The following is a 23,427-nucleotide window of genomic DNA, read 5'->3' on the forward strand; positions in this document are numbered from 1 at the left end:
AAGTAAACTACTCGGATGTAGTTTTGAAGCATGACTCGTACGCCGTCCAAACCGCTCGTGCTCGTCGCCCTCCTCCTCGCCGCGTTCGTGATCAACCTCGACACGACCCTGGTCAACGTGGCGCTGCCGACCCTCACGCGCGAGCTGGGCGCCACCGACTCGCAGTTGCAGTGGGTCGTGGACGCCTACAACCTCGTGTTCGCCGCCCTGCTGCTGACCTCGGGGAGCCTGTCGGACCGCTTCGGCCGCAAAGGCATGCTCATGGCCGGCCTGCTGGTGTTCGGAGTGGCCAGCTTCGTCGGCGGATTCGCCACCACCCCCGCCGAGCTGATCACCGCCCGCGCCGTCATGGGCCTGGGTGCCGCGATGACCTTCCCCGCCACCCTCGCCCTGCTCACCGGCGTCTTCACCAGCCGCAAGGAACGCGCCCTGTCCATCGGCCTGTGGGGCGCGACCGCCGGCGTCGCCATCGCGCTCGGGCCGATCGTGGGCGGCTTCCTCCTGGAGCACTACAGCTGGGGAAGCATCTTCTACACCCTCGGCCCGGTCTCCCTGGCCGTCATCGTCCTGGTGGCGTTGTACGTACCCAGGTCGAGGAGCCAGGTCGCCCACCGCCTGGACTACCTGGGCCTCGTCCTGTCCGCCGGCTTCATGGGGCTCCTCGTCTACACCATCATCGAGGCCCCGACCCGCGGCTGGACCTCGGCCGCCACCCTCGCCGGCTTCGCGGGCTCCGTGATGCTCCTGACCGTGTTCATCCTGGGCGAGCGCCACGTCGCGGAACCCATGCTCGACGTACGGCTCTTCAAGGACATGCGCTTCACCGCCGCCAGCGTCTCGGTCACGATCTCGTTCTTCACCCTGTTCGGATTCATCTTCCTGATCACGCAGTACTTCCAGTTCATCCGCGCCTACAGCCCCCTGTCCACCGGCGTCCACCTGCTGCCCGTCGCGGTGTCCGTCGCCGTCGGATCGACCTTCGGAACACGCCTCGCCGTACGCGTCGGCACCAAGGTCATCGTCACCGCCGGGCTCGCCCTCCAGGCCGCCTTCTACTTCTGGGTCGCCAGCGACATCTCCCCGACCCTCAGCTACGGCATCATCGCCGCCCAGATGGTCGTCTTCGGCCTGGGCATGGGCCTGACCTCCGCCCCCGCCACCGAATCCATCATGGGCGCCGTCGCCGGGGACCAGGCCGGCGTCGGCTCCGCCGTCAACGACTCCACCCGGCTGCTCGGCGGAACCCTCGGCGTCGCGGTCATCGGCAGCGTCTATGCCACCCAGTACGACTCCCGGCTCAACAGCACCCTCCCCGCGTCCCTGCCGCCCGGACCGACCGACCTCGCCCACCAGTCCGTCGGAGCCGCCTTCGGCGTGGCCGGCCGGCTCGCCGCGCAAGGCCGGGACGCCCTGGGCGGGACCGTACGACAGGCCGCCACCGGAGCCTTCGACCACGGCCTGACCACCGGCTGCCTCGTGGCCGCCTTCGTCGCCGTCGCGGGCGCCCTGCTCGCCGCTGTCTTCCTGCCCGCACAGCCCGCACCGCATCAAGGAGAAATCCCCGGTCCCCCCGAGGCCGACGCGCGTCCCGGGGGCTCAGGAACAACCATGTGAGGAATGAGGTGATCGCGATGGTGGGGCCTGGGCCCACTCGCTCGTTCACCACCGAGCCGGACGCCCGCTCCGGCGCCGCCCCCATCAGGATCCGAGGAGAGAACCATGAAGACATTGGTGGTAGGTGCCGGCGCCGTCGGTGGCTTTGTCGGAGCGCGGCTGCTCCAGGCGGGACGCGACGCGGATCTGCTGGTACGGCCCCGCCGGGCCGGGCAGCTCCGGGAGCGTGGCCTGCGCATCCTGGACGGCGACCGGGCCGAGGTGGTCAGCGCGCGACCGGTGACCGCCGACAGCCTCGAAGAGCCGTACGACCTGGTGCTGCTCTCGGTGAAGCCGGACGCGCTGGCCGCGGCCATGGACGACATCGCCCCGGCGGTCGGCCCCGGCACCGCGCTGGTCCCCTTCCTCAACGGCATCGCCCACTTGGAGGTGCTCACCGGGCGTTTCGGTACGGCGGTGCTCGGCGGCACCCTGAGGGTCGCCACGGAACTGGGCCCCGACGGGGACATCCGCCAGTACGCGCCCGGCGGGCAGATCGAGATCGGCGAACTGGACGGCCGTACGAGCAGCCGGGTGGACGAGGTGGCCGCGACCCTGGGCGTCCCGGACTTCACCGTCACCGTGACCGCCGACGTCGTCGGCGCGATGTGGCGGAAGTGGGTCATGATCGCCACCGTCGGGGCGATCACCTCGCTCGCCCGGGGCGGCGTCGGAGACGTCGTCGCCGTCACCGGCGGGACGGAGTTCGCCACCGCGACCCTCGACGAGGCGGCGTCGGTCGCCGCCGCGGCCGGCCACGGGCTGGACGAGACGGCCCGCACCGCGCTCCGCGGCCTGGTCACGGCGGCCGGATCGCCCATGACGTCGTCCCTGTCCCGCGAACTGGCCGCCGGGCGGCCGACCGAGGTCGAGAACGTCCTCGGCGACCTCGTCCGGCGGGGCCGCGCCGCCGGCGTCCCCGTACCCCGCCTGGAAGCCGCCGCCCTGGCGCTGCGCGCCCACAACCGGCGGCACGCGGCGGGGAACTGATCCCGACCCGCTGTCAGGAGGGCTGCTGCGCGAAGTCCTTGGTACGGATCGTGAAGAACGAGATCACGCCGGAGGCCAGGGCGATGATCGCGCCGACGAGAAGCAGTTCGTTGAGCCCCGAGGTGAAGGCCGCCGCGGCGAGGTGCTCGACCGGGGCCCGGACCGCGGCCGGCAGGGAGTCGAGCGTCTGGGTGACCGTGCCGGACTGGACGGCGGTGGAGATCCGGGAGCCGATGTCCCCGACGCCGTGGATCGCGGCGATGTGGTCGGTCACGTAGGACTTGATCTTGCTGGAGAACAGGGTGCCGAGCAGCGCGATGCCGGTGGCGATGCCGATCTGGCGGAACGTCGAGTTGATGCCCGACGCCATGCCCGCGTGCGCCGGCTGGACCACCCCGACGGCGGTCGACGCCAGCGGTGGATTGACCAGGCCCAGACCCGCCCCGGACATGAGCATGCCGGGGATGAGATGGGTCCACTCGCTCGACGCGTTCAGACCCCGCATCCACAGCAGCCCGCCGCCGATCAGCAGCAGGCCGGGTCCGATCAGCCACTTCACCGGCATCCGGGAGGAGAGCCGCCCCGACAGCGTGGACATCACCAGGATGCCGACCGAGATCAGCAACAGCCGCACACCCGCCCCCAGGGCGCTGAACCCGAGGATGTCCTGGAGGTAGAGCACGAGGTAGAGCAGCATCGACAGGAGGGAGGCGCTGAGGCCGAAGGCCGCGATCAGGCCGCCGGTGAAGGTCGGCTTCCGGAAGAGCGACAGGTCGAACATCGCCTGGGAGACGCGCAGCTCGACCACCACAAACGCGGTCATGAGCACGACCGACGCCGCGAGGCACGCGATGACCACGGGGTCGGAGAACGAGTCGTGGCTGGACTGGATGAGCGCGTACACCAGGCTCGACAGGGCGGCGGTGAAGAGGACGAAGCCCGGCCAGTCGGGGTGGCGGGCCTCCGGGTTGCGGGAGTCGGCGACCCTGAGCACGGTGATCGCGACGGCGATCACCCCGATGGGCAGGTTGACGTAGAAGATCCACTCCCAGGACAGGCCGGTAGTGAGCACACCGCCGAGCAGCGGTCCGATCGCCACGGCCAGTCCGGTGATGGTGCCCCAGATCCCGAAGGCGACCCCGCGGTCCTTGCCCCGGAACGCGTCCGCCAGCAGCGCCAGCGAGACCGAGAACATGATGGAGCCGCCGATGCCCTGGAGCCCCCGGGACAGTTGCAGCATCAGCGAACTGTTCGAGAGTCCGCACAGCAGCGAGGCGAGACAGAAGACCGCCAGACCGATCACGTAGAGCTTCTTGCGGCCGTACATGTCGGCGAGACTGCCCGCCGTGAGCAGCAGGGCGGCCAGCGTGAGGGAGTACGCGTCGACGACCCACTGGAGGTCGGAGAAGCTGGCGTGCAGCGACCGCTGGATGTCGGGCAGCGCCACGTTCACGATGGTGATGTCGAGCAGCAGCATGAACGTGCCGAGGCAGACGGCGGTCAGCGTCCACCACTTGTTCTGCGCGGGCGGGGTGTGCCCGGCCCGGGGAGCGGGGCGGGATCCGCCCGGTTCGGGGGCCTCGGGGTCGGCATCAGGCATGCTCACTCCTCGTCCACGGCCTGAGGGGCGTACCGGTCCCACCGACTATCTCCCCCCGGCGCCCCCGGCCCGCCCTCACCGCGCGGGGCCAGCCGGGCGAACCTGCTTCAGGGCGTCGCCGTGGAGACCACGTACACGCGGGGGAAGGCCGGGTCCGAGAGGTCGACCACCACGTCCTGGCTGGGTCTGGGGTCCTTCTGGTCGTGGCTCACCCCCGCCCAGGCGTGGTCCGGGATGTCGAAGTCCCAGCCCACCGTCCGCTGGTCGCGGGCGGAGATGGGGATGGCGCCCTCCTTGAGGGAGGAGCGGGTGACGCCCATCTCCGTCAGGAAGGTGTCGAGCCGTCCCGAGGTGACGTCGAACTGGACGTACAGCCGGCTGGACTTCCAGTTGCTGGTCTCGTAGTAGCGCAGTCCTGTGGCGCCGCCGGGGACCGGGACCTCGTAGATGCGGCGCTTCATCTTGGAGGGGCGCAGCGGCTGGAGTCCGGTGGCCGAGGACTCGGCCTCCTTGTCCCGGCCGCTGCTGCGGCTCTGTTCGGCGGAGACCACCAGGTAGCCCGCCGGGACGCCGACGAGCAGCACGATGACGATGGCCGTCAGCCAGCGGCGGCGGTTGCGGTGACGGCGGTCCTCCGGGGGCTTGCCGTCGTCGCCCGGCCGCACCGGCTGCGGCTGCGGCACGTGCGCGGGAAGGGTGCTCATGACGGCGGTTCCTCGGTCGGGGCCGTACGGCTGGTACGGATGGCCTGGGCGTACCGCTCGTAGCGTTCGTACCGCTCGACGCGGCGGCGGGTGGCCCGGCGGAAGCGGCGCGCCACCAGCCTGGCGAGGTCGGCGGCGCCGACCATGCCCGCCTCGGGACCCAGCTCGGCCTTGACGATGCGCGCCTCGGGCCGGTAGCCGCGCCCGGTGAGGTGGCGGCGGAAGGCGTCGCGGGCCGGGCCGATGAGCAGGTCGTCGGCGGCGCTGACGCCGCCGCCGATGACGAAGCAGGAGGGGTCGAGGGCGGCGGCGAGGTTGGCGATGCCGACGCCGAGCCACTGGCCGATGTCCTGGAACAGCTCGATGCACATGGCGTCGCCCTCGCGGGCGAGTTCGGTGATGAGCGGTCCGGTGATCTCGTGGACGTTGCCCTTGACGCGGTCGATGATGTTGTACGCCACCGGGGAGTCGGCGACGGCCAGTTCCCTGGCCTCCCGTACGAGCGCGTTGCCGGAGCTGTACTGCTCCCAGCAGCCGCGGTTGCCGCAGGGGCAGCGGTGGCCGCCGGGGACGACCTGCATGTGGCCGAACTCGCCGGCGACGCCGTACTTGCCGCGCTTGACCCGGCCGTCCTCCAGGATCGCGCCGCCGATGCCGGTGCCGAGCGTGATCATGACGAGGTGGTCCTCGCCGCGTCCGGCGCCGAAGCGCCATTCGGCCCAGGCGGCGGTGTTGGCGTCGTTGTCGACCATCACGGGGACGGCGAGGCGCCCGGCGATCGCGTCCCGCAGGGGTTCGTCGCGCCAGGCGAGGTGCGGGGCGAAGAGGACGCGCGAGCGGTCTGCGTCGACCCAGCCGGCCGCGCCGATGCCGACGGCGTGCACGTCGTGCCGGTCGGAGAGGTCGAGGACCAGCTCCACGATGGTGTCCTCGACCACGCGGGGGCTCTTGGACTTGTCCGGGGTCTCGGTCCGGATCTTCTCCAGGATGTTGCCGTCCGGGTCGACCACCCCGGCCATCACCTTCGTACCGCCGATGTCGATGCCGACGGTCGGGACGCGGGGCGCGGTGAGCAGGGAGCGGCGCTCCCTGGTGCCGACGGTCCTGAGGACCGTGCCACGGGCGGACCCGCGGTGCGCGAAGTCGCGGTACGTGCTCATCGGCCCGGCTCCCTGGTGTCCGTCGGCTCAGGCCTGCCGTACCGAGTGCGTCCTCGGCTGATCGCTCGCACGAGTCGTGTTGTCCCTGCGGGGTCGGGGCCGGGCCCTGGCGGGCGGCGGCGGCGGACGGTGCCCGCCGGGGCCGATTCTGCCATCCGCCCTGCCCGGGGTCGCCACGGACCGGGGTTCACGGGGTGGTACGGGCCCGGCACGGGCCGGTCGTACGGCTCCGGCACGCTCCCGTACGGCTCCGGCGCGCCCGCGCGCCTACTCCGCGGCCGGACGGGACAGCTCGTGGGTCAGTTCCTCCAGCTCGGAGCCGCCCGCCATCTGGCGGGTCAGCTCGTCCAGGGTGATCGAGTCCTTGGTGTGGCTGCCGGCCATGACCCCGCGCTTGAGCAGCGTGAACCGGTCGCCGACCAGGAACGCGTGGTGCGGGTTGTGGGTGATGAGGACCACGCCGAGGCCCGCGTCCCGGGCGGCGGCCACGTACTTGAGCACCACACCGGACTGCTTGACCCCGAGCGCGGCGGTCGGCTCGTCCAGGACGAGGACCTTCGCGCCGAAGTACACGGCGCGGGCGATGGCCACGCACTGGCGCTCGCCGCCCGACAGGGTGCCGATGGGCTGGTCGACGTCGCGCAGGTCGATGCCCATGCGCAGCAGCTCGGCGCGGGTGGTGGCGCGCATGAGGTCCACGTCGAGCCGTTTGAACGGACCGGCGCCGCGCGTCGGCTCCGAGCCGAGGAAGAAGTTGCGCCAGACCGGCATCAGCGGGACGACGGCGAGGTCCTGGTAGACGGTGGCGATGCCCCGGTCCAGGGCCTCGCGCGGGGATGCCAGCGTGGTCTTCCCGCCGTCGATCAGGAAGTCGCCCGCGTCGTGCCGGTGCAGCCCTGAGATGATCTTGATGAGGGTGGACTTGCCGGCGCCGTTGTCGCCCAGCACACAGCTGATGGAGCCGGCGTGGACCTCCAGGGAGATCCCTTCGAGGGCGCGGACGTTGCCGTAGTACTTGCTGACGCCGTCGAGTTCGACGAGGGCCGTCATCGTGTCGCCTCCGCTCGCTTGCGCACCCAGGCGTTGAGCAGGGTGGCCAGAAGGAGCATCGCTCCGAGGAAGAACTTGAACCAGTCGGGGTTCCACTCCGCGTACACGATGCCCTTGCTGGTCATGCCGAAGATGAACGCGCCGACCGCGGAGCCGACGGCGGAGCCGTACCCGCCGGTGATCAGGCAGCCGCCGATGACGGCCGCGATGATGTACGTCAGCTCGTTGCCGACGCCCTCGCCGGACTGCACGACGTCGAACGAGAACAGCAGGTGCTGGCCGGAGATCCAGGCACAGAACGCCACCCCCATGTAGAGGCCGATCCGGGTCTTCGCGACCGGCACCCCGACGGCCCGCGCGGCGTCGGCGTTGCCGCCGACCGCGAAGATCCAGTTGCCGAAGCGGGTGCGCAGCAGGATCCAGGTGGCGACCGCGACGAGGACGATCCACCAGAGGATGGTGACCTTCAGCTCGATGTTCCCCAGGGTCAGCTGGGAGGCGAAGAGCTTCTTGGCGGAGGGAAAGCCCTCCATGTCGCCGATGGCCTTGGTCGAGACCGTGCCGCTGATGAGCTTCGTCAGGCCGAGGTTGAGGCCGGTGAGCATCAGGAACGTGCCCAGCGTGATGATGAAGCTGGGGAGTCCGGTACGGGTCAGCATGAGGCCGTTGAAGGCGCCCAGGGCGAGGGTGACCAGCAGCGAGACGAAGACGCCGACCCAGACGTTCGCCGTCATCTGGTAGCTGAACATCGAGGTGACCAGGGCGGAGCTGGTGACCATGACCCCGGCGGAGAGGTCGAACTCGCCGCCGATCATGAGCAGCGCCACCGGGACGGCCATGATCCCGATCGTGGAGGCGGCGTAGAGGACCGTACCGAAGCTGGACATCCGCAGGAACGAGTCCGCGACGACCGCGAAGAAGAGGAAGACGGCGAGGGCGCCGACGACGGCGCCCAGCTCGGGCCGGCCGAGGAGCTTGCGCAACGGGGAGGCGCCCAGCAGCCGTTCGTCGCCGGAGGCCGGTCCGCCGGGCCCGCCGGGACGGTCCTTGACGGGGGGTGCGCTCGTGGTCATCGCGTACCCCGGTCGGTGTAGCCCGCCAGTGCCCCGGCGTCCCGCTGGGTGATGATCTGCGGTCCGGTGAGGACGGGGCGGCCGCCGCCGAGCACGTCGGCGTTGTAGCGGTAGAGCCAGAGCAGGTCCACGGCCTCGTACCCCTGGAGGTACGGCTGTTGGTCGACGGCGAAGCCGAGCGTCCCGGCCTTGAGCGAGGCGGCGACGGCGGCGTTGAGGTCGAAGGTGTCGATCTCGGCCTTGCTGTCGGCGGACTTCTTCGCCTGGACGGCGGCGTCCGCGAAGGGCGCGCCGAGGGTGACGACGGTGTCGATGGACGGGTCCGCCTGGAGCTTCGCCTCGATGGAGGCCTGGACGTCGGGCATGTTCGTGCCGTCGACGTACAGGTTGGTCATCGATCCGTCGAAGGTCTTCTTCGCGCCGGCGCAGCGCTGTTCGTGGCCGACGTTGCCCTGTTCGTGGATGACGCAGAGCGCCTTCTTCTTGCCGCGCTTGTCCAGTTCGTCGCCGACGGCCTCCCCGGCGATCGACTCGTCCTGGCCGATGTGGCTCAGCGCGCCGAACGCCTTGGACTGCTCGGCCCCGGAGTTGACCGTGATCACGGGGATGCCGGCCTTGCGGGCCTTGGCGAGGACGTCCTTCATCGCGTCGGGCTTGGCGAGCGTGACGATCAGCCCGTCGACCTTCTTGTCGATGTACGACTGGACCTGCTGGGCCTGCTCCTGGCCCTGGTCGCTGTGCGCGTACAGGAACTTGATGTTGTCCTTCTCCGCCGCCTGCTTGGCGCCCCTCTGGACGATGTCCCAGAAGGTGTCGCCGTCCCCGGAGTGGGTGACCATGGCGACGGTCCAGTTCGGGGTGGACACCGCGGCCCGGCCCGCGGCCTGTCCCTCCGCGGAGGCCCGTGCCGCCCGCTGTTCGGCCCGCAGGCCGCCTGTGCTGCTGCATCCCGCGAGCGCCGAGGCCCCGAGGACCGCAGCCAGTACGGCGCCCATGGCGCGCACTCCTGTACCGACCTTTGCCACGACGCGGCGCCCTTCCTGATCTGTCCCGTACCGGTTCCGGCGCCCAAGTATCGGTCATGGCCCGCCGGCAGGTAACCGTCGGGTACGGAACAGGTGGAATCCAGGGGCGTACGGGCGGCTGGGATCAGGGGCGTACGAGCAGCTGGAACTCGAAGGCGTAGCGCGACGCGCGGTAGATGTGCGAGCCGAACTCGACGGCCCTGCCCGTGTCGTCGAACGTGGTCCGTTCCATGGTGAGCAGCGGGGCCCCGGTGGGTTCGGTGAGCTGTCCCGCCTCCTCCGGGGTGGCGGCCCGGGCGCCGACCGACTGGCGGGCGCTGTGCAGGGTGATGCCGCCGGAGCGCATCATCCGGTAGAGGCCGGTGGCCTCCAGCCGTGCGGTGTCGCATTCGAACATGCCGGTGGGCAGGTGGTTGCGCAGGTACGCCATGGGCTCGTCGTGCGCGTAGCGCAGCCGCTCGATCAGCCGGACCTCGGCACCCTCCGTCACCCCGAGCGCCGCCGCGATCCGGGCGGTGGCGGGCTCCAGGGTGTTGGCGAGCACGCGGGTGGCGGGGCGCTGGCCCGCCGCCTCCAGGTCGTCGAAGAGGCTGCTCAGCTCCAGGGGGCGTTTGACCTGGCTGTGGACGACCTGGGTGCCGACGCCCCGGCGGCGCACCAGCAGGCCCTTGTCGACGAGGGACTGGATGGCCTGGCGGACGGTGGGGCGGGACAGCCCGAGCCGGCCCGCCAGTTCGATCTCGTTGCCGAGGAGGCTGCCCGGGGCCAGCCTGCCCTGTTCGATGGCGCCCTCCAGCTGCTGGGACAGTTGGAAGTACAGGGGCACCGGGCTGGTGCGGTCCACGCTGAGCTGGAGCGGCAGGGAGGGCTCCGTCTCCTGCCCGGGCTGGGACGATCTCGGCTGATGGGGCACGTCGCCGAGCGTAGCCGCCGGGAATGTCGGCGGGAAGTGGTGAAGTTCGATTGTCAGGACAAATGCTTGACACGGCGAGGAGCGTGCCGCCACCTTGGGGCCATGCGCATCGGACTCATCGGCACTGGCCGCATCGGAACGTTCCACGCGGAAGTGCTCAGCCGCCATCGTGAGGTCGGGGCCCTGGTGGTCGCCGACACCGACGCCGCACGGGCGTCCTTCGTCGCGGACCGGACAGGCTCCACCGCCGCCCCCTCCGTGGACGAGATCTTCGCCTGGGGCGTGGACGCCGTGGTGATCGCCTCGGCCACCTCGGCACACGCCGACCTGATCAGCCGCGCGGCGCGGGCCGGGCTGCCCGCGTTCTGCGAGAAGCCGATAGCGCTGGACCTGCCGGGGACGCTGGGCGCGCTGGCCGACGTCGAGAAGGCGGGCACGGTGCTCCAGCTGGGCTTCATGCGCCGCTTCGACGCGGGGTACACCGCCGCGCGGGAGCTCGTACGGTCGGGGAAGCTCGGGCGGCTGCACACCGTACGGGCGATCACCTCGGACCCGGCGCCGCCGCCCGCGGGTTATCTGCCGCTGTCCGGCGGGCTGTACCGGGACTGCCTGGTGCACGACTTCGACATCATGCGGTGGGTCACCGGGCGCGAGGTGGTGGAGGTGTACGCGACCGGGTCCGACGCCGGGCCCCCGATGTTCCGCGAGGCGGGCGACGTCGACACGGCGGCGGTGGTGCTCACCCTGGACGACGGGACGCTGGCCACGGCCACGGCGACCCGCTTCAACGGCGCGGGGTACGACGTACGGATGGAGCTGGCCGGGGAGCTGGACCAGTTCGCCGTCGGCCTCGACGACCGTACGCCGATCACCTCGACGGAGCCGAAGGGCCCGCCGCGCTGCGACAACCCGTGGCCGGGGTTCCTGGAGCGGTTCGCCCCCGCGTACGAGGCGGAGCTGGACGCGTTCATCCAGGTCGTCAACGGCGAGCTGGACAATCCGTGCGACGGCCGTCAGGCGTTGCACGCGCTGCGGATCGCGGAGGCGTGCGAGCGCTCGCGCCGCGAGCACCGGCCGGTGGCGCTGGCGGAGATCCCGGGGGCCTGAGGGTCGGCCCGCGGACACGCCCCAGCGCCGCTGGAAGGCGCTCTCACCAGCGCACCGGCAGCCGTCGGGTGCCCCGGATCAGCCGGCCGGGCAGCCAGTCGTACGGCTCCGCCGCCGGGTCGAGCGACAGGTCCGGGCAGCGTTCCAGCAGGGAGCGGACGGCGATCCGGCCCTCCAGCCGGGCGAGCGGGGCGCCCAGGCAGAAGTGGATGCCGTGGCCGAAGGCCAGGTGGCCGCCGCCCCGGCCCGGCGTCCGGGACCTGCGGATGTCGAACGTGTCCGGGGCGGTGAAGCGGGACGGGTCGCGGTCGATCGACGCGAGGGCGACCAGGACCATGTCGCCGGGCGGGACCACCACGTCCCCGTACGCGATCGGTTCCAGGGCGAACCGCCGGGTGCTGGTCTCCACCGGGCCGTCGTAGCGCAGCATCTCCTCGATCGCCCCGTCGAGGAGCGAGAAGTCGGCGCGCAGGGCGGCCAGTTGACCGGGGTGGTCGAGCAGGGCCCGTACCCCGTTGGAGATCAGGTTGACCGTCGTCTCGTGGCCGGCGACCAGCAGGACGAAGGCCATGGCCCGTAACTCGTCGGCGGAGAGCCGGTCGTCGTCCTGGGCGTTGGTGCGCAGCAGCGCGGAGAGCAGGTCGTCGCCGGGGTGCGCGGCCCGTTTGTCCTGGATGAGGTGGTCGAGGTAGGCGGTGAGTTCCCCGGCGGCGGCCTCCGCGTCCCCCGGGCGCCGGGGCGCGACAAAGCCGTTGGTCCAGGCGCGGAAGGTGTCCCGGTCCTCGTGCGGCACGCCGAGGAGTTCGCAGATGACGGTGATGGGCAGCGGGAAGGCCAGCACGTCGACCAGGTCGGCCCGCCCGGTGGCCGGCAGGGCGTCGAGCAGGCCGTCGGTGATCTGCTGGACCCGTGGGCGCAGGCTCTCCACGCGGCGGCCGGTGAACTCCCGGGAGACCAACTTCCGCAGCCGGGTGTGGTCGGGCGGGTCGCTGGTCAGGACGTGCGGGCCCATCGCCTCCTCCGGCAGGCCGCCGGCCACCGGCGACTTGGAGAGCCGGGGGTCGGCGAGGGCGGCGCGCCCCTCCTCGTACCCGACGACGAGCCAGAACCGCTGGCCGGTGTCGTCCCGTACCTCGTGAACGGGCCCCGCCTCACGGAGTTTCGCGTAGAACGGGTAGGGATCGCTGTTGAAGTCCGGCCCGTACTCTTCCAGTTCGATGATCGCCATCATGTCACCGTACGTCACCGTCCCGGTCGGCTCCGTCGCCGGTGGCCGGATCCGCGTCATGCACCAACAGGGCGATCTGCACACGGTTGTTGAGCCCCAGCTTGGCCAGGACGCGGGAGACGTGGGCCTTGACGGTCGGCACGCTCATGTAGAGGTCGGCGGCGATCTCGGCGTTGGACCTGCCCCGGCCTACGGCGTACGCGACCTCCCGCTCCCGGTCGGCGAGGGTGGCGAGCCGGCCGGCCGCGCCGCGCCGGCGGGCGTCCGGGCCGGCGCCCGGGGAGGTGCCCGCCACATGGGTCATCAACTGGCGTGTAACCGCCGGTGAAAGGACCGGATCGCCCGCCGCGACACGCCGTACGGCGGACACGATCCGGTCGGGCGGGGTGTCCTTGAGGACAAACCCGGCGGCGCCCGCGCGCAGCGCCCGCAGCACCTGCTCGTCGGCGTGGAAGGTGGTCAGGACGAGCACCTCGGGGGCGCCGGGGCGGGCCCGCAGCGCCTCGGTCGCGGTCAGCCCGTCCATGGCGGGCATGCGGATGTCCATCAGGACGACGTCGGGGGCGCACCGCTCGACGAGGGGGGCGACCTGGGTGCCGTCGGCGGCCTCCCCCACGATCTCGATGTCCTCGGCGCCGCCGAGCATGAAGGTCAGTCCCGCGCGGACGAGGGGGTCGTCGTCGACGATGAGCAGCCGGATGGTCATGCGGCCCACGGTAGCCAGGCGCGGAGGGCGAAACCGCCGTCTCCCGTGGGTCCGTGGTCGAACCGCCCGCCGGCCAGCGCGGCCCGTTCGGTCAGCCCGATCAGCCCCTGGCCCGAGCCGGGGACGCGCGGGACCTCCCCGGAGGGCGCCGCGTTGTGCACCTCCACGGTGAGGCCGTCGCCGGGGCCGCCGCTCACCAGGACGGTGGCCTCGGTGCCGGGCGCGTGCTTGCGGGCGTTGGTCAGGCCCTCCTGGGCGATGCGGTAGGCGGTACGGCCGGTGGCGGCGGGTACGGCGGCCACGTCGGCGACCCCGCTGTCGAGGGTGACCTTCATGCCGGCCGCGCGGGACTCGGCGACCAGCTCGTCCAGGGTGACGAGGGTGGGCTGCGGGCGGTTGCCGTCGTCGCCGGGCGCGCGCAGCACCCCGATGATCATCCGGAGGTCCTGCAAGGCCTCGTGCGCGCTGTCCCTGATCACGCCGGCGGCCCTGGCGACCTCGGGCGCGGGCGCGTCAGGACGGAATTCGAGGGCGCCCGCGTGGACGCTGAGCAGGGACAGCCGGTGGGCGAGCACGTCGTGCATCTCCCGGGCGATGGACTCGCGGGCGAGCCGCTGCGCCTGCTCGGCACGCAGGTCGGCCTCGGCCTCCGCGCGTACGGCGCGTTCGCGCAGCGCGACGACGAGCTGGCGCCTGGCCCGTACGAGCAGACCCCAGCCGACCGCCAGCAGGACCAGGAGGACCGTGGCGATCAGGGAGGTGGCGAAGGACGTCGTCGGGTCGGGCCGTACGACGGTCTGCACGGTCCCGGTCGCGATCGACAGCAGGCCGATCGCGGCGACCGGCCGGAACGGGCGGTGCACGGCCACGCTGAACAGGCTCACCATCGCGGCCCCGCTCGCCACCGGCTCGACCGCCATGCCCAGCGCGAGCACCACCGCGAGGCCGACGGGCCAGCGGCGCCGCGTCCACAGGGCGCAGCAGGCGAGCGCGCCGAGCATCACGTCGAGGAAGACGACACCGTCGGCGTTGCCCGCCACCTGGCCGGTACCGGTGGCGATCATCCCGAAGCCGGCGGCGAGCAGGAACATCAGGGTGTCGGTGACCCAGTCCCGTACGGTCCGGCGCGGGCGGGGCCTGCCCCGGTCCCCCGGCAGCTCGGGTCCCCTCGGGTCGACCATCTCCGAGGGGAGCAGCCAGGGGTGTTCCGTACGCGTCATACGGACCAATTTAGGCAGGCCGGGGGGTGGTGGGGACCCCGTGGGGCGGCCCGGCTACCAAAGTCACAGAGGCGGCTACTTCCGCTCCGGCGGCAGGTCGAAGGAGCCGAACGCCGCGGGCCCGGCCGGCGTGAGCGTCTGGATGACGACGCCCGTGGAGGTCGTCCTGGTGCCGGTCGTACGGAACGCGGCGGGGGTCCCTCCTTCGGGGAAGAGACGGGCGCCCCGGCCCAGGCGGACCGGGAAGACGAGCAGGTGGTAGGTGTCGATCAGGCCTTCGGCCATCAGCGAGCGGACGAGGGCGCCGCTGCCGTGGATCTGGAGTTCACGCCCCGGCCGCGACTTGAGCCGGCGGATCCCCTCCGCCACGTCCGAGGAGATGACGGTGGTGTTCTCCCACTCCGCCTTCTCCAGGGTGGTGGAGACCACGTACTTGGGGAGGGTGTTGAGGGGCCCGGCGACCGGGTCGGCGGGGTCGGTCACCAGCGGCCAGTACGACGAGAAGATGTCGTACGTCCTGCGGCCGAGGAGGAAGGCGTCGACACGGCCGAAGTTCTCGGTGACGAAGGCGCCCATGTCGTCGTCGGAGAAGGGGACGACCCAGCCCCCGTACGGGAAGCCCCCGCTGGTGTCCTCGCCGGGGCCGCCGGGGGCCTGCATGACGCCGTCGAGCGAGACGAAGGTGGTGGCGGTCAGTTCCATGGTGCTGCTCCCTTGCGCTTCCGCGACTTCCGCGCTCCTGTCCGGTGTATCAACAGGGGGGACCTCCGGCGACCGCGGAACTCATCGGTCGGGCGGGCGGCCCCGCCGCCGGGGAAGGGCCAGCCGCCGGGCGAAGGGACAGCCGCCGGGGGAAGGATCAGCCGCCCAGTTCCCGGTGGCGGGCCGCCAGGCGGGCCGCGGACTCCTCCGTGAGGGAGCCGAAGAGCCGCAGCCGGGAGATCCCGCCGTCCGGGAAGATGTCGATCCGTACATGGGTCGCGACGACGGCCGGGCCCAGGACGAAGCGGTGGTTCGTGTCGGGCTGGAGGCGGGTCCTCGGCAGGATCTCGGTCCAGGCGTCCGGTTCCGCGGCCTCCGCGTCCCGTACGGACAGGGTCGCCCAGCCGGCCGCGTTGCCCTTCAGGTACGCGGTGTCGATCTCGGCGGCCCGGATCTCCCCCCGGCCCACCAGCCGGTAGCGGATCCAGTCGTTGCCCAGGTCCCGGCGGCGCCGGGTCTCCCAGCCGTCGTCCATCTGCCGGGAGCGGCCGGGGTGGACGGTGTGCCCGGGCGGCGAGTAGAAGCGGTCGGAGGCGTCCTCGACCACGCCGCCGTTCTCCAGCGCGACGAGGTCGACCGTACCGAGCACGCCGAGCCACGCCGGGTCGGGCGCGACCTCGCCGTACACCCGCAGCCGGGCGATCCCGCCGTCGGGGTGCTGGTTGAGCCGCAGGTGGGTGAAGCGCTGTTCGGCGCCGATCACGAAGCCGTTGGCGGCGTGCCCGCCGACCGGGGTACGGGGTACGAGCGTCGTCCATTTCACCGTGTCGGCGAGGAGGTCCGCCGGGGACGGGGAGCCGGGCAGCGAGGTCGCCTCGACGGAGACGGCCTGCGGGTAGTTGCCCCGGAAGTGGGCGGTGTCGACCACGATCCCCCGGATGACGCCGGGCGCTCCGAGCCGGATCAGCGCCCAGTCGTGGTCGTCTGCGGTGGGGTGCGGCCGTGCGGCGTCGGTGCCGCGTCTGCGCCGGGTCTCCCAGCCGTCCATGATCTTGCCCTTGTGCCCGAAGCGCTCGGGGTCGAAGACGGCGGGCCCGGTGACGAGCAGGTTCTCGCGCTCCGCGAAGAACTCGTCGTTGGCGGCGACGACCCCGGCGCCCAGCCGCCGGTCGGCGAGGTCCACGAGGTGGGTGAAGGGGAAGGCCGCCGTGCGGTAGTCGGCGTACGGATCGCCGCCGCCGTACGGGCGGGCGTCACCGGTGAACGAGGGCGGGGATGCCTGCGGCAGGGGCGCGGGTGCGTGTGTCAAGGTCGGTCGTTCCTTTCGGTCAGCCGGCCGGCGGACCGTTCCTCTCGATCAGTCGGCCGGCGGGCTCGGCGAGAGTGCCTTCGTGCGCGATACGTTCGCCCCGCAGCCAGGTCGACCGCACGACGCCGTAGAGGGTCTTCCCCGCGTACGCCGTGATGTGGTTACGGTGCTGGAGGGCGGCCGGGTCGACGGTGAAGGACGCGTCGGGCGCGAGGACCGCGAAGTCGGCGTCGCGGCCCGCCTCGACGGCCCCCTTGCGCGTCAGCCCGGCGAGCGCGGCGGGCGCCGTGGACATCCAGCGGGCGACGTCCGCCAGGGTGTGGCCGCGGCGGCGCGCCTGGGTCCAGACGGCCGGGAGCCCCAGCTGGAGCGAGGAGATACCGCCCCAGGCGGTGGCGAAGTCGGGGGTCTTGAGGTCGGTGGTGCAGGGCGAGTGGTCGGAGACGACGCAGTCGATCGTGCCGTCGGCGAGCCCCTGCCAGAGCGCGTCCTGGTTCGCGGCCTCGCGGATGGGCGGGCAGCACTTGAACTCGGTGGCCCCGTCCGGGACTTCCTCGGCCGTGAGGGTGAGGAAGTGCGGGCACGTCTCCACGGTGATCCGCACGCCCTCGCGCTTCGCCGCCGCGATCAGCGGCAGGGCGTCCGACGACGACAGGTGCAGGACGTGCACCCGTGCGTCGAGCCGCCGCGCCTCCGCGATCAGCCGGGTGATCGCCGCGTTCTCGGCGGCGCGCGGCCGGGAGGCGAGGAAGCCCGCGTAGTCGCTGCCGCCGCGCTGGGGCGCGGCGGCCAGCGTGTGCGGGTCCTCGGCGTGCACGATCAGCAGGCCGCCGAAGCCGGTGATCTCGGTCAGCGCGCGGCCGAGCTGTTCCTGGTCCAGCTCGGGGAACTCCTCCACGCCGGAGGGCGACAGGAAACACTTGAAGCCGAAGACGCCGGCGTCGTACAGCGGCCGCAGATCTTTGACGTTGCCGGGGATCGCGCCGCCCCAGAAGCCGGTGTCGACGTGGGCCTTGGGGCCCGCCACCTCCCGTTTCACCCGCAGGTTCGCGGCCGTGGTGGTGGGCGGCAGGGAGTTGAGCGGCATGTCGAGGAGGGTGGTGATCCCGCCGGCCGCGGCGGCGCGGGTGGCGGTCCAGAAGCCCTCCCAGGCGGTACGGCCCGGGTCGTTCACGTGGACGTGGGTGTCGACCAGGCCCGGCAGGACCACGTCGTCCCCGGCGTCCTCCAGGCGCGCGCCTGCCGGCACCTCGGAGTCGTACGGGAGGACGGCCGCGATCCTGCCGTCCGCGCCGGTCACGGCGATCGAGGCGGGGCGCATCCCGTCCGGGGTGACGACGCGCGTCGAGCGCAGAACCAGGCTGACTTCGGACACCGGTGCCCCTCGCTTCCCCGCTAGGGAATTCAACGAACTGTTGAAGGAGTCTTCACCTCTCGCCGTGGCCCGTCAAGACCGGCCCGCCGCGACCCGGGCCGCCCGGGGACCCACGCGCTACACTTGAGTATTTTCACAGAGCGGAATTCAGATTTCGCCTGACAGAAGGTACCGTTGCTGTCATACAGCACGAAAAGATCACCCCGGGCCCGGCCCGGTAGGCTGCGTGCCTGCCCACCCGCCCGCCCCGAAAGGACCGTGCCGTGCCGTCGTCCAGCGCCAGCACCACCGACGCCGCCAAGACCACCGCCAGCGGCGGCGTCCAGTCCTTGGAGCGCGCCTTCGACCTGCTCGAACGGATGGCGGACGCGGGCGGCGAGGTCGGGCTGAGCGAGCTGTCCGCGAGCAGCGGGCTGCCGCTGCCCACCATCCACCGTCTCATGCGCACGCTGGTGGCCTGCGGCTACGTACGCCAGCAGTCGAACCGGCGGTACGCGCTCGGCCCCCGGCTGATCCGCCTCGGCGAGTCGTCGGCGCGGCTGCTCGGCACGTGGGCGCGCCCCTATCTGGCCCGGCTGGTCGAGGAGACCGGCGAGACCGCGAACATGGCGCTGCTGGACGGCGACGAGATCGTGTACGTCGCGCAGGTCCCGTCCAAGCACTCCATGCGGATGTTCACGGAGGTGGGCCGGCGGGTCCTGCCGCACTCCACCGGGGTGGGCAAGGCGCTGCTCGCGCACACCCCGCCGGAGGAGGTGCGCGCCCTGCTCGCCCGGACGGGCATGCCCGCCGCCACCGAGAAGACGATCACGACGGCCGAGGGTTTCCTGGCCGCCCTGGAGACGGTACGGGGCGCCGGGTACGCCATCGACGACAACGAGCAGGAGATGGGGGTCCGCTGTGTCGCGGTCTCCGTCCCCAACTCCCCGACTGCGGCGGCCATTTCGATCTCGGGTCCGGCGGGCCGGGTGACGGAGGCGGTCACGGAGCGGATCGTGCCCGTGCTCCAGGAGGTGGCCAGGGACCTGTCCGCGGCGCTGGCGAGCACGACGGCGCAGCAGGCCTGACGCCTACGGGCGGTTCTTGCCGGTTTCCGCCGGTTTTCGCACCTCAGCGGGGGCGGGGCACGTTCCCGAAGACGTCGACGGCCGCCCGTACAGCCAGCAGCGGGGACGTGAGCGCGCTCACCGAACCGATCGAGCCGACGATCAGCAGCAGCGAGCGGCGCATGCGCGGCACCTCCGGCGCACCGTTCGCCGCCATCGTGGCGAGCGCGGACAGCTCGTCCTCGGCGATCGCCCGGTCCCGGAACTCCGCCGGATACGCGGCCAGTTCGCGCCGCAGCCGCGACACGGCGGCCCGCAGCTCCAGGACGCCGGGGTCCTCGTGCCGCTCACCGCGCCCGTAGCTCTCCGTCACCCGCGGTTGCCCCACGCTGCGCAACACAGCTGTCCCCCCTAAGGCCGTCTCTCGCGGCCCAGCCCTGGCACGGAAGCCCCGCGCCCATGTGTCCGACCTCTCGCGGCGATGGTCAAGCGCCAAGGTTCGCAGGCAAGTTAACGTCATCCTGCGCGGTATGCGCCACTCCACGGACCGAATACGGCGGGAATGCGAGAGGATTTCCTGCGGATCCGAAATGCGGCCCCACCCGGGGATGAGGTATCCAAGGCAGATGGCCGCCACACCGTACGAACGGAACCGCTCCCGTCCTTCCGGGGACCGTCCCGCCGGCACCCGCCCCGCCGTCGCCGGACTGCTTCTCGCCGCCGGCGGGGGACGGCGCCTCGGCGGGCGCCCCAAGGCGCTGCTCGCCCACCGGGGAGCCCTCCTGGTCGAGCGCGCGGCGGGGGTGCTCCACGCGGGGGGCTGCGACCCGGTGCACGTGGTGCTCGGAGCGTCCTCGGAGGAGGTACGGCGCCGGGCGGAGCTGCCGGGGTGCGTTCTGGTCGACAACCGGGGGTGGGCCGACGGCATGGGCTCCTCGCTGCGCGCGGGGCTCACCTCACTGGCCGCCACGGACGCCAGGGCGGTGGTGGTGCTGCTCGTGGACCAGCCGGGGATCGGCGCGGAGGCGGTGGCCCGGGTCGTGGCCGCCTACCGGTCCGCCGATTCGCTCGCGTCGGCCGCGTACGACGGGAAGCGCGGGCATCCCGTGCTGTTCGGCTGCCATCGCTGGGTGGAGATCGCGGCGGATGCCCGGGGCGATCGCGGGGCACGCGGATACCTGGCGGACCGTGAAAGCGACATCACGCTGGTCGAGTGCGGGGATGTCGCGCGGGCGTACGACATCGACACGGAGGAGGATCTGCGACACCTGGAGCCTCCCGCGTAGAACGAGGGCGACAGTTCGTGGCACTGCGCGCCACGATGCCTCGACGCGGAGAGTCTCGACATCAACAAACCATTGAAGTTCCACCATGAGGAAACTACTATCCACAGGTCAGGTGTGCCCGCCGCCCAGGCGGACGCCTGTGACCGCATCCCGGCGCCACGGCACTCAGTGCCGTCCGAGGCGAGCAACCGGCCGCCGGGCACCGCCCGGCAGCTCGCCGAAGGAGTCGACAGCGCATGTCCGCACCCGCCCCCTCCCCCCTGGCCGTCGTGGACGCCGAGCCCCTGCCCCGCCAGGACGAGGTCCTGACCGAGGCGGCCCTCACGTTCGTGGCCGAGCTGCACCGGCGGTTCACCCCCCGCCGCGACGAACTGCTGGCACACCGTGCCGAGCGGCGCGCCGAGATCGCCCGTACCTCCAGCCTGGACTTCCTGCCGGAGACCGCCGCCGTCCGCGCGGACGACACCTGGCGGGTCGCGCCGTCGCCGGCCGCGCTGGACGACCGCCGGGTGGAGATCACCGGACCCACCGACCGCAAGATGACGATCAACGCGCTGAATTCCGGGGCGAGGATCTGGCTCGCGGACTTCGAGGACGCGTCCGCGCCCACCTGGGAGAACGTGGTCCTGGGCCAGGTCAACCTGATCGACGCCTACGAACGCCGCATCGACTTCACGGATCCGTCCACCGGCAAGTCGTACGCGCTCAAGGCCGCCGACGAACTCGCCACCGTGGTGATGCGCCCGCGCGGCTGGCATCTGGCGGAGCGTCACCTCCAGCTGGACGGCGAGCCGGTGCCGGGGTCGCTGGTCGACTTCGGGCTGTACTTCTTCCACAACGCGCGGCGCCTGATCGACCTCGGCAAGGGCCCGTACTTCTACCTCCCGAAGACGGAGTCGTATCTGGAGGCGCGCCTGTGGAACGACGTCTTCGTCTTCGCGCAGGACTACGTCGGCATCCCGCGGGGCACGGTCCGGGCGACCGTGCTGATCGAGACGATCACGGCGGCGTACGAAATGGAGGAGATCCTCTACGAGTTGCGCGACCACGCGTCCGGGCTGAACGCGGGCCGCTGGGACTATCTGTTCTCGATCGTGAAGAACTTCCGCGACGGCGGAGCCAAGTTCGTCCTCCCGGACCGCAACGCGGTCACGATGACAGCCCCGTTCATGCGGGCGTACACCGAACTCCTCGTCCGTACCTGCCACAAGCGCGGCGCGCACGCGCTGGGCGGCATGGCCGCGTTCATCCCGTCCCGCCGCGACCCCGAGGTCAACAAGGTCGCCTTCGAGAAGGTCAAGGCCGACAAGGACCGCGAGGCGCGGGACGGCTTCGACGGCTCGTGGGTGGCCCACCCCGACCTGGTCCCGATCGCGATGGCGTCCTTCGACGCGGTCCTCGGCGACCGGCCGAACCAGAAGGACCGGCTGCGCGAGGACGTCCATGTCGCGGCGGGCGACCTGATCGCCGTCGACTCCCTGGACGCCCGGCCCACGTACGACGGCATGCGCAACGCGGTGCAGGTCGGCATCCGTTACATCGAGGCGTGGCTGCGGGGCAGCGGCGCGGTGGCGATCTTCAACCTGATGGAGGACGCGGCGACGGCGGAGATCTCCCGTTCCCAGATCTGGCAGTGGATCAACGCCGGGGTGGAGTTCGAGCACGACGGACGGACGGTACGGGCCACTCCGGAGCTGGCCCGTGAGCTGGCCGCCGACGAACTCGCCGCGATCCGCGCGGAGAGCGGCGAGGAGGCGTTCGCGGCCGGGAAGTGGCAGCAGGCCCACGACCTGCTGCTGACGGTGGCCCTGGACGAGGACTACGCGGACTTCCTGACCCTCCCCGCGTACGAGCAACTGCGCGGCTGAGCATTCCCGCCCCCTGAGCATTCCCGTCCCCGCCCGCGATGACTTTTGCCGGCGGGGGCGGTCTGTACCGGCATGGATAGAGATACGGATACAGACACGCGTGCGACGGCAGGAGCAGGCCCGGTTCCCGCGTCCGGCATGATCGATCTCGGTCCGGTGTGCCGCGCGACGGCCCGGGTGGCCGTCGGGGTCCCGGACGAGCGGCTGGACGGGCCGACCCCCTGTCCCGCCTACACCGTCCGGGACATCCTCGCGCATCTGGCCGGGCTGACGATCGCCTTCCGGGACGCGGCGGGCAAGAAGCGGGGCCCGACCACGGACACGGCGCCGGAGCCGGGGAACCTCCCCGTACTGGAGGAGGGCTGGCGCGAGGTACTCCCCCGGCGGCTGGACGAGCTGGCCGCCGCGTGGCGGGATCCCGCCGCCTGGGAGGGCGGGACCCGGGTCGGCGGAGTGGATCTGCCCGGCGAGGTGGCCGGGTTGGTCGCCCTCAACGAGGTGCTGGTGCACGGCTGGGACGTGGCGCGCGCCACGGGCCAGGTGTACGAGGCCGACGAGGCGGGCCTGCGGGCCTCGTACGGGATGCTCAGCGTGCCCCGCCCGGCGGAGGGGATCTTCGGACCACCGCTCGCGGTGGACGGGGACGCGCCGCTGCTGGACCAGGTGATCGGGCTGAGCGGCCGGCGGCCGGACTGGGTGCCCGGCACGTAACACACCGCCGTTCGTGCCAGGGCGCGTGTCGCCGAACCGCCGCGCAGGGGACGGCAGTTCGGCGACACCCCCAGGGGTGCGTCCGCCGGTCGGGGGGCCGGCCGGGCGCGCCCTGGGCAGGCGTCGGGGACAGGCGTCAGACCGCGTCGAGTCCGCGTCCGTGCGCGTCGTCGTACGCCGCCCGGGACTCCGCGATCGTCACCCGGTGGCGCTCCGCCCAGTCCGTCAGGCCCAGCAGACTCGCGTGCAACTCGCGGGCGACCGGAGTCAGTTCGTACTCCACCTTGGGCGGCACCGTCGCGTGCGCCGTACGGGTCAGCAGTCCGTCGCGCTCCAGGTTCCGCAGTGTCAGCGTGAGCATGCGGCGGCTGATGCCCTCGATCGAGCGCTCCAACTCCGTGAAGCGGATGGGCCCGTGGGCCGCCGCCACGATGATCAGCACGCTCCATTTCCCCGCGACCCTGTCAAGAACTTCCCGGACCGGGCAGGCCTGCGCGTGCACGACCTGGGTGGTCACACGCGTGTTCCCCTGGGACATCGAAGTGCCTCCTTCTGCCGAGCTTCACGGTCACCCACGATGACCTCCGTTACAGATCGTGCGCCTTTGGAGGTCAAGACCCATGGACAGGGACGTGCAGACCGTTCCACCCTCTCATCCTTCCCGCCGGACGGCACTGGCCGTGCTGTGCGCGGGAAGCCTC

At 72.0% G+C, this 23,427-nt stretch carries 22 protein-coding genes; 7 read left to right on the forward strand and 15 right to left on the reverse strand.

Annotation, left to right across the window (positions count from 1 at the left end; translation table 11 throughout):
• Positions 1-30 precede the first annotated feature (30 nt).
• A complete protein-coding gene (locus tag OG349_RS06565) occupies positions 31-1,614 on the forward strand; it encodes an MFS transporter (RefSeq protein ID WP_327233691.1) in 1,584 nt (527 codons plus the stop codon).
• Positions 1,615-1,719: 105 nt separating this feature from the next.
• Positions 1,720-2,643 (forward strand): ketopantoate reductase family protein, encoded by a 924-nt coding sequence (locus OG349_RS06570; protein ID WP_327233692.1) that lies wholly within the window; start codon positions 1,720-1,722, stop codon positions 2,641-2,643.
• A 13-nt stretch (positions 2,644-2,656) separates the two neighbouring features.
• Here OG349_RS06570 and OG349_RS06575 read toward each other — a convergent pair whose 3' ends face one another.
• The 7 genes from OG349_RS06575 to OG349_RS06605 all read right to left on the reverse strand — a co-directional run bounded on the left by OG349_RS06575 (position 2,657) and on the right by OG349_RS06605 (position 10,117).
• Entirely contained in the window at positions 2,657-4,243 is a 1,587-nt protein-coding gene (locus OG349_RS06575; RefSeq protein ID WP_327233693.1) for an MFS transporter, read from the reverse strand.
• 107 nt (positions 4,244-4,350) lie between these two features.
• Positions 4,351-4,947 (reverse strand): hypothetical protein, encoded by a 597-nt coding sequence (locus tag OG349_RS06580; RefSeq protein ID WP_327233694.1) that lies wholly within the window; start codon positions 4,945-4,947, stop codon positions 4,351-4,353.
• Entirely contained in the window at positions 4,944-6,107 is a 1,164-nt protein-coding gene (locus tag OG349_RS06585) for an ROK family glucokinase (protein WP_327233695.1), read from the reverse strand. The genes OG349_RS06580 and OG349_RS06585 overlap by 4 nt, the downstream gene beginning before the upstream one ends.
• 267 nt (positions 6,108-6,374) lie before the next feature.
• The gene (locus OG349_RS06590; protein WP_327233696.1) at positions 6,375-7,157 is read right to left on the reverse strand and encodes an ATP-binding cassette domain-containing protein; all 783 of its coding nucleotides are present in this window, start codon (positions 7,155-7,157) and stop codon (positions 6,375-6,377) included.
• Positions 7,154-8,230, reverse strand: a complete 1,077-nt coding sequence (locus OG349_RS06595) for an ABC transporter permease (protein ID WP_327233697.1) — start codon at positions 8,228-8,230, stop codon at positions 7,154-7,156. The genes OG349_RS06590 and OG349_RS06595 overlap by 4 nt, the downstream gene beginning before the upstream one ends.
• The gene (locus OG349_RS06600; protein ID WP_442806210.1) at positions 8,227-9,255 is read right to left on the reverse strand and encodes a substrate-binding domain-containing protein; all 1,029 of its coding nucleotides are present in this window, start codon (positions 9,253-9,255) and stop codon (positions 8,227-8,229) included. Before OG349_RS06600 ends, OG349_RS06595 begins: the two co-directional genes overlap by 4 nt.
• A 124-nt stretch (positions 9,256-9,379) precedes the next feature.
• A complete protein-coding gene (locus tag OG349_RS06605; RefSeq protein WP_327238476.1) occupies positions 9,380-10,117 on the reverse strand; it encodes a GntR family transcriptional regulator in 738 nt (245 codons plus the stop codon).
• Between the two features lie 153 nt (positions 10,118-10,270).
• Between OG349_RS06605 and OG349_RS06610 the strand changes: the two genes are divergently transcribed.
• Positions 10,271-11,275 (forward strand): Gfo/Idh/MocA family protein, encoded by a 1,005-nt coding sequence (locus OG349_RS06610; RefSeq protein ID WP_327233699.1) that lies wholly within the window; start codon positions 10,271-10,273, stop codon positions 11,273-11,275.
• A 43-nt stretch (positions 11,276-11,318) separates the two neighbouring features.
• Here the strand turns inward: OG349_RS06610 and OG349_RS06615 are convergent, their stop codons facing one another.
• From OG349_RS06615 to allB, 6 genes are all read right to left on the reverse strand, one after another.
• On the reverse strand, positions 11,319-12,506 hold the full coding sequence (locus tag OG349_RS06615) for a cytochrome P450 family protein (protein WP_442806366.1): 1,188 nt from the start codon (positions 12,504-12,506) through the stop codon (positions 11,319-11,321).
• A 1-nt stretch (position 12,507) separates the two neighbouring features.
• Entirely contained in the window at positions 12,508-13,209 is a 702-nt protein-coding gene (locus tag OG349_RS06620) for a response regulator transcription factor (protein WP_327233700.1), read from the reverse strand.
• The gene (locus OG349_RS06625; protein WP_327233701.1) at positions 13,206-14,429 is read right to left on the reverse strand and encodes a sensor histidine kinase; all 1,224 of its coding nucleotides are present in this window, start codon (positions 14,427-14,429) and stop codon (positions 13,206-13,208) included. Before OG349_RS06625 ends, OG349_RS06620 begins: the two co-directional genes overlap by 4 nt.
• A gap of 75 nt (positions 14,430-14,504) precedes the next feature.
• On the reverse strand, positions 14,505-15,131 hold the full coding sequence (locus OG349_RS06630; protein ID WP_327233702.1) for a dihydrofolate reductase family protein: 627 nt from the start codon (positions 15,129-15,131) through the stop codon (positions 14,505-14,507).
• Positions 15,132-15,288: 157 nt separating this feature from the next.
• Positions 15,289-16,419, reverse strand: coding sequence for an allantoicase (alc, locus tag OG349_RS06635; RefSeq protein WP_327238478.1), 1,131 nt, complete (start codon positions 16,417-16,419; stop codon positions 15,289-15,291).
• 40 nt (positions 16,420-16,459) lie between these two features.
• The gene (gene allB, locus OG349_RS06640) at positions 16,460-17,815 is read right to left on the reverse strand and encodes an allantoinase AllB (protein ID WP_327233703.1); all 1,356 of its coding nucleotides are present in this window, start codon (positions 17,813-17,815) and stop codon (positions 16,460-16,462) included.
• A 263-nt stretch (positions 17,816-18,078) separates the two neighbouring features.
• Here allB and OG349_RS06645 point away from each other — a divergent pair, with 263 nt between their 5' ends.
• Entirely contained in the window at positions 18,079-18,882 is an 804-nt protein-coding gene (locus tag OG349_RS06645; RefSeq protein ID WP_327233704.1) for an IclR family transcriptional regulator, read from the forward strand.
• 43 nt (positions 18,883-18,925) lie between these two features.
• Here the strand turns inward: OG349_RS06645 and OG349_RS06650 are convergent, their stop codons facing one another.
• Entirely contained in the window at positions 18,926-19,261 is a 336-nt protein-coding gene (locus tag OG349_RS06650; protein ID WP_442806211.1) for a DUF5955 family protein, read from the reverse strand.
• Positions 19,262-19,487: 226 nt separating this feature from the next.
• Here OG349_RS06650 and OG349_RS06655 point away from each other — a divergent pair, with 226 nt between their 5' ends.
• The 3 genes from OG349_RS06655 to OG349_RS06665 all read left to right on the forward strand — a co-directional run bounded on the left by OG349_RS06655 (position 19,488) and on the right by OG349_RS06665 (position 22,726).
• Complete coding sequence (locus tag OG349_RS06655; protein ID WP_327233706.1) at positions 19,488-20,147, forward strand: nucleotidyltransferase family protein; 660 nt, start codon at positions 19,488-19,490, stop codon at positions 20,145-20,147.
• A gap of 236 nt (positions 20,148-20,383) precedes the next feature.
• Positions 20,384-22,015: a malate synthase A gene (gene aceB / locus OG349_RS06660; protein WP_327233707.1), complete on the forward strand. Its 1,632-nt coding sequence runs from the start codon at positions 20,384-20,386 to the stop codon at positions 22,013-22,015.
• Between the two features lie 138 nt (positions 22,016-22,153).
• Positions 22,154-22,726, forward strand: a complete 573-nt coding sequence (locus OG349_RS06665; RefSeq protein ID WP_327233708.1) for a TIGR03086 family metal-binding protein — start codon at positions 22,154-22,156, stop codon at positions 22,724-22,726.
• 136 nt (positions 22,727-22,862) lie between these two features.
• On the opposite strand, the gene OG349_RS06670 is transcribed toward OG349_RS06665, so the two are convergent.
• On the reverse strand, positions 22,863-23,264 hold the full coding sequence (locus OG349_RS06670) for a winged helix-turn-helix transcriptional regulator (RefSeq protein WP_327233709.1): 402 nt from the start codon (positions 23,262-23,264) through the stop codon (positions 22,863-22,865).
• Between the last annotated feature and the right edge of the window lie 163 nt (positions 23,265-23,427).

Source organism: Streptomyces sp. NBC_01317 (assembly GCF_035961655.1).
Taxonomy (GTDB): Bacteria; Actinomycetota; Actinomycetes; order Streptomycetales; family Streptomycetaceae; genus Streptomyces.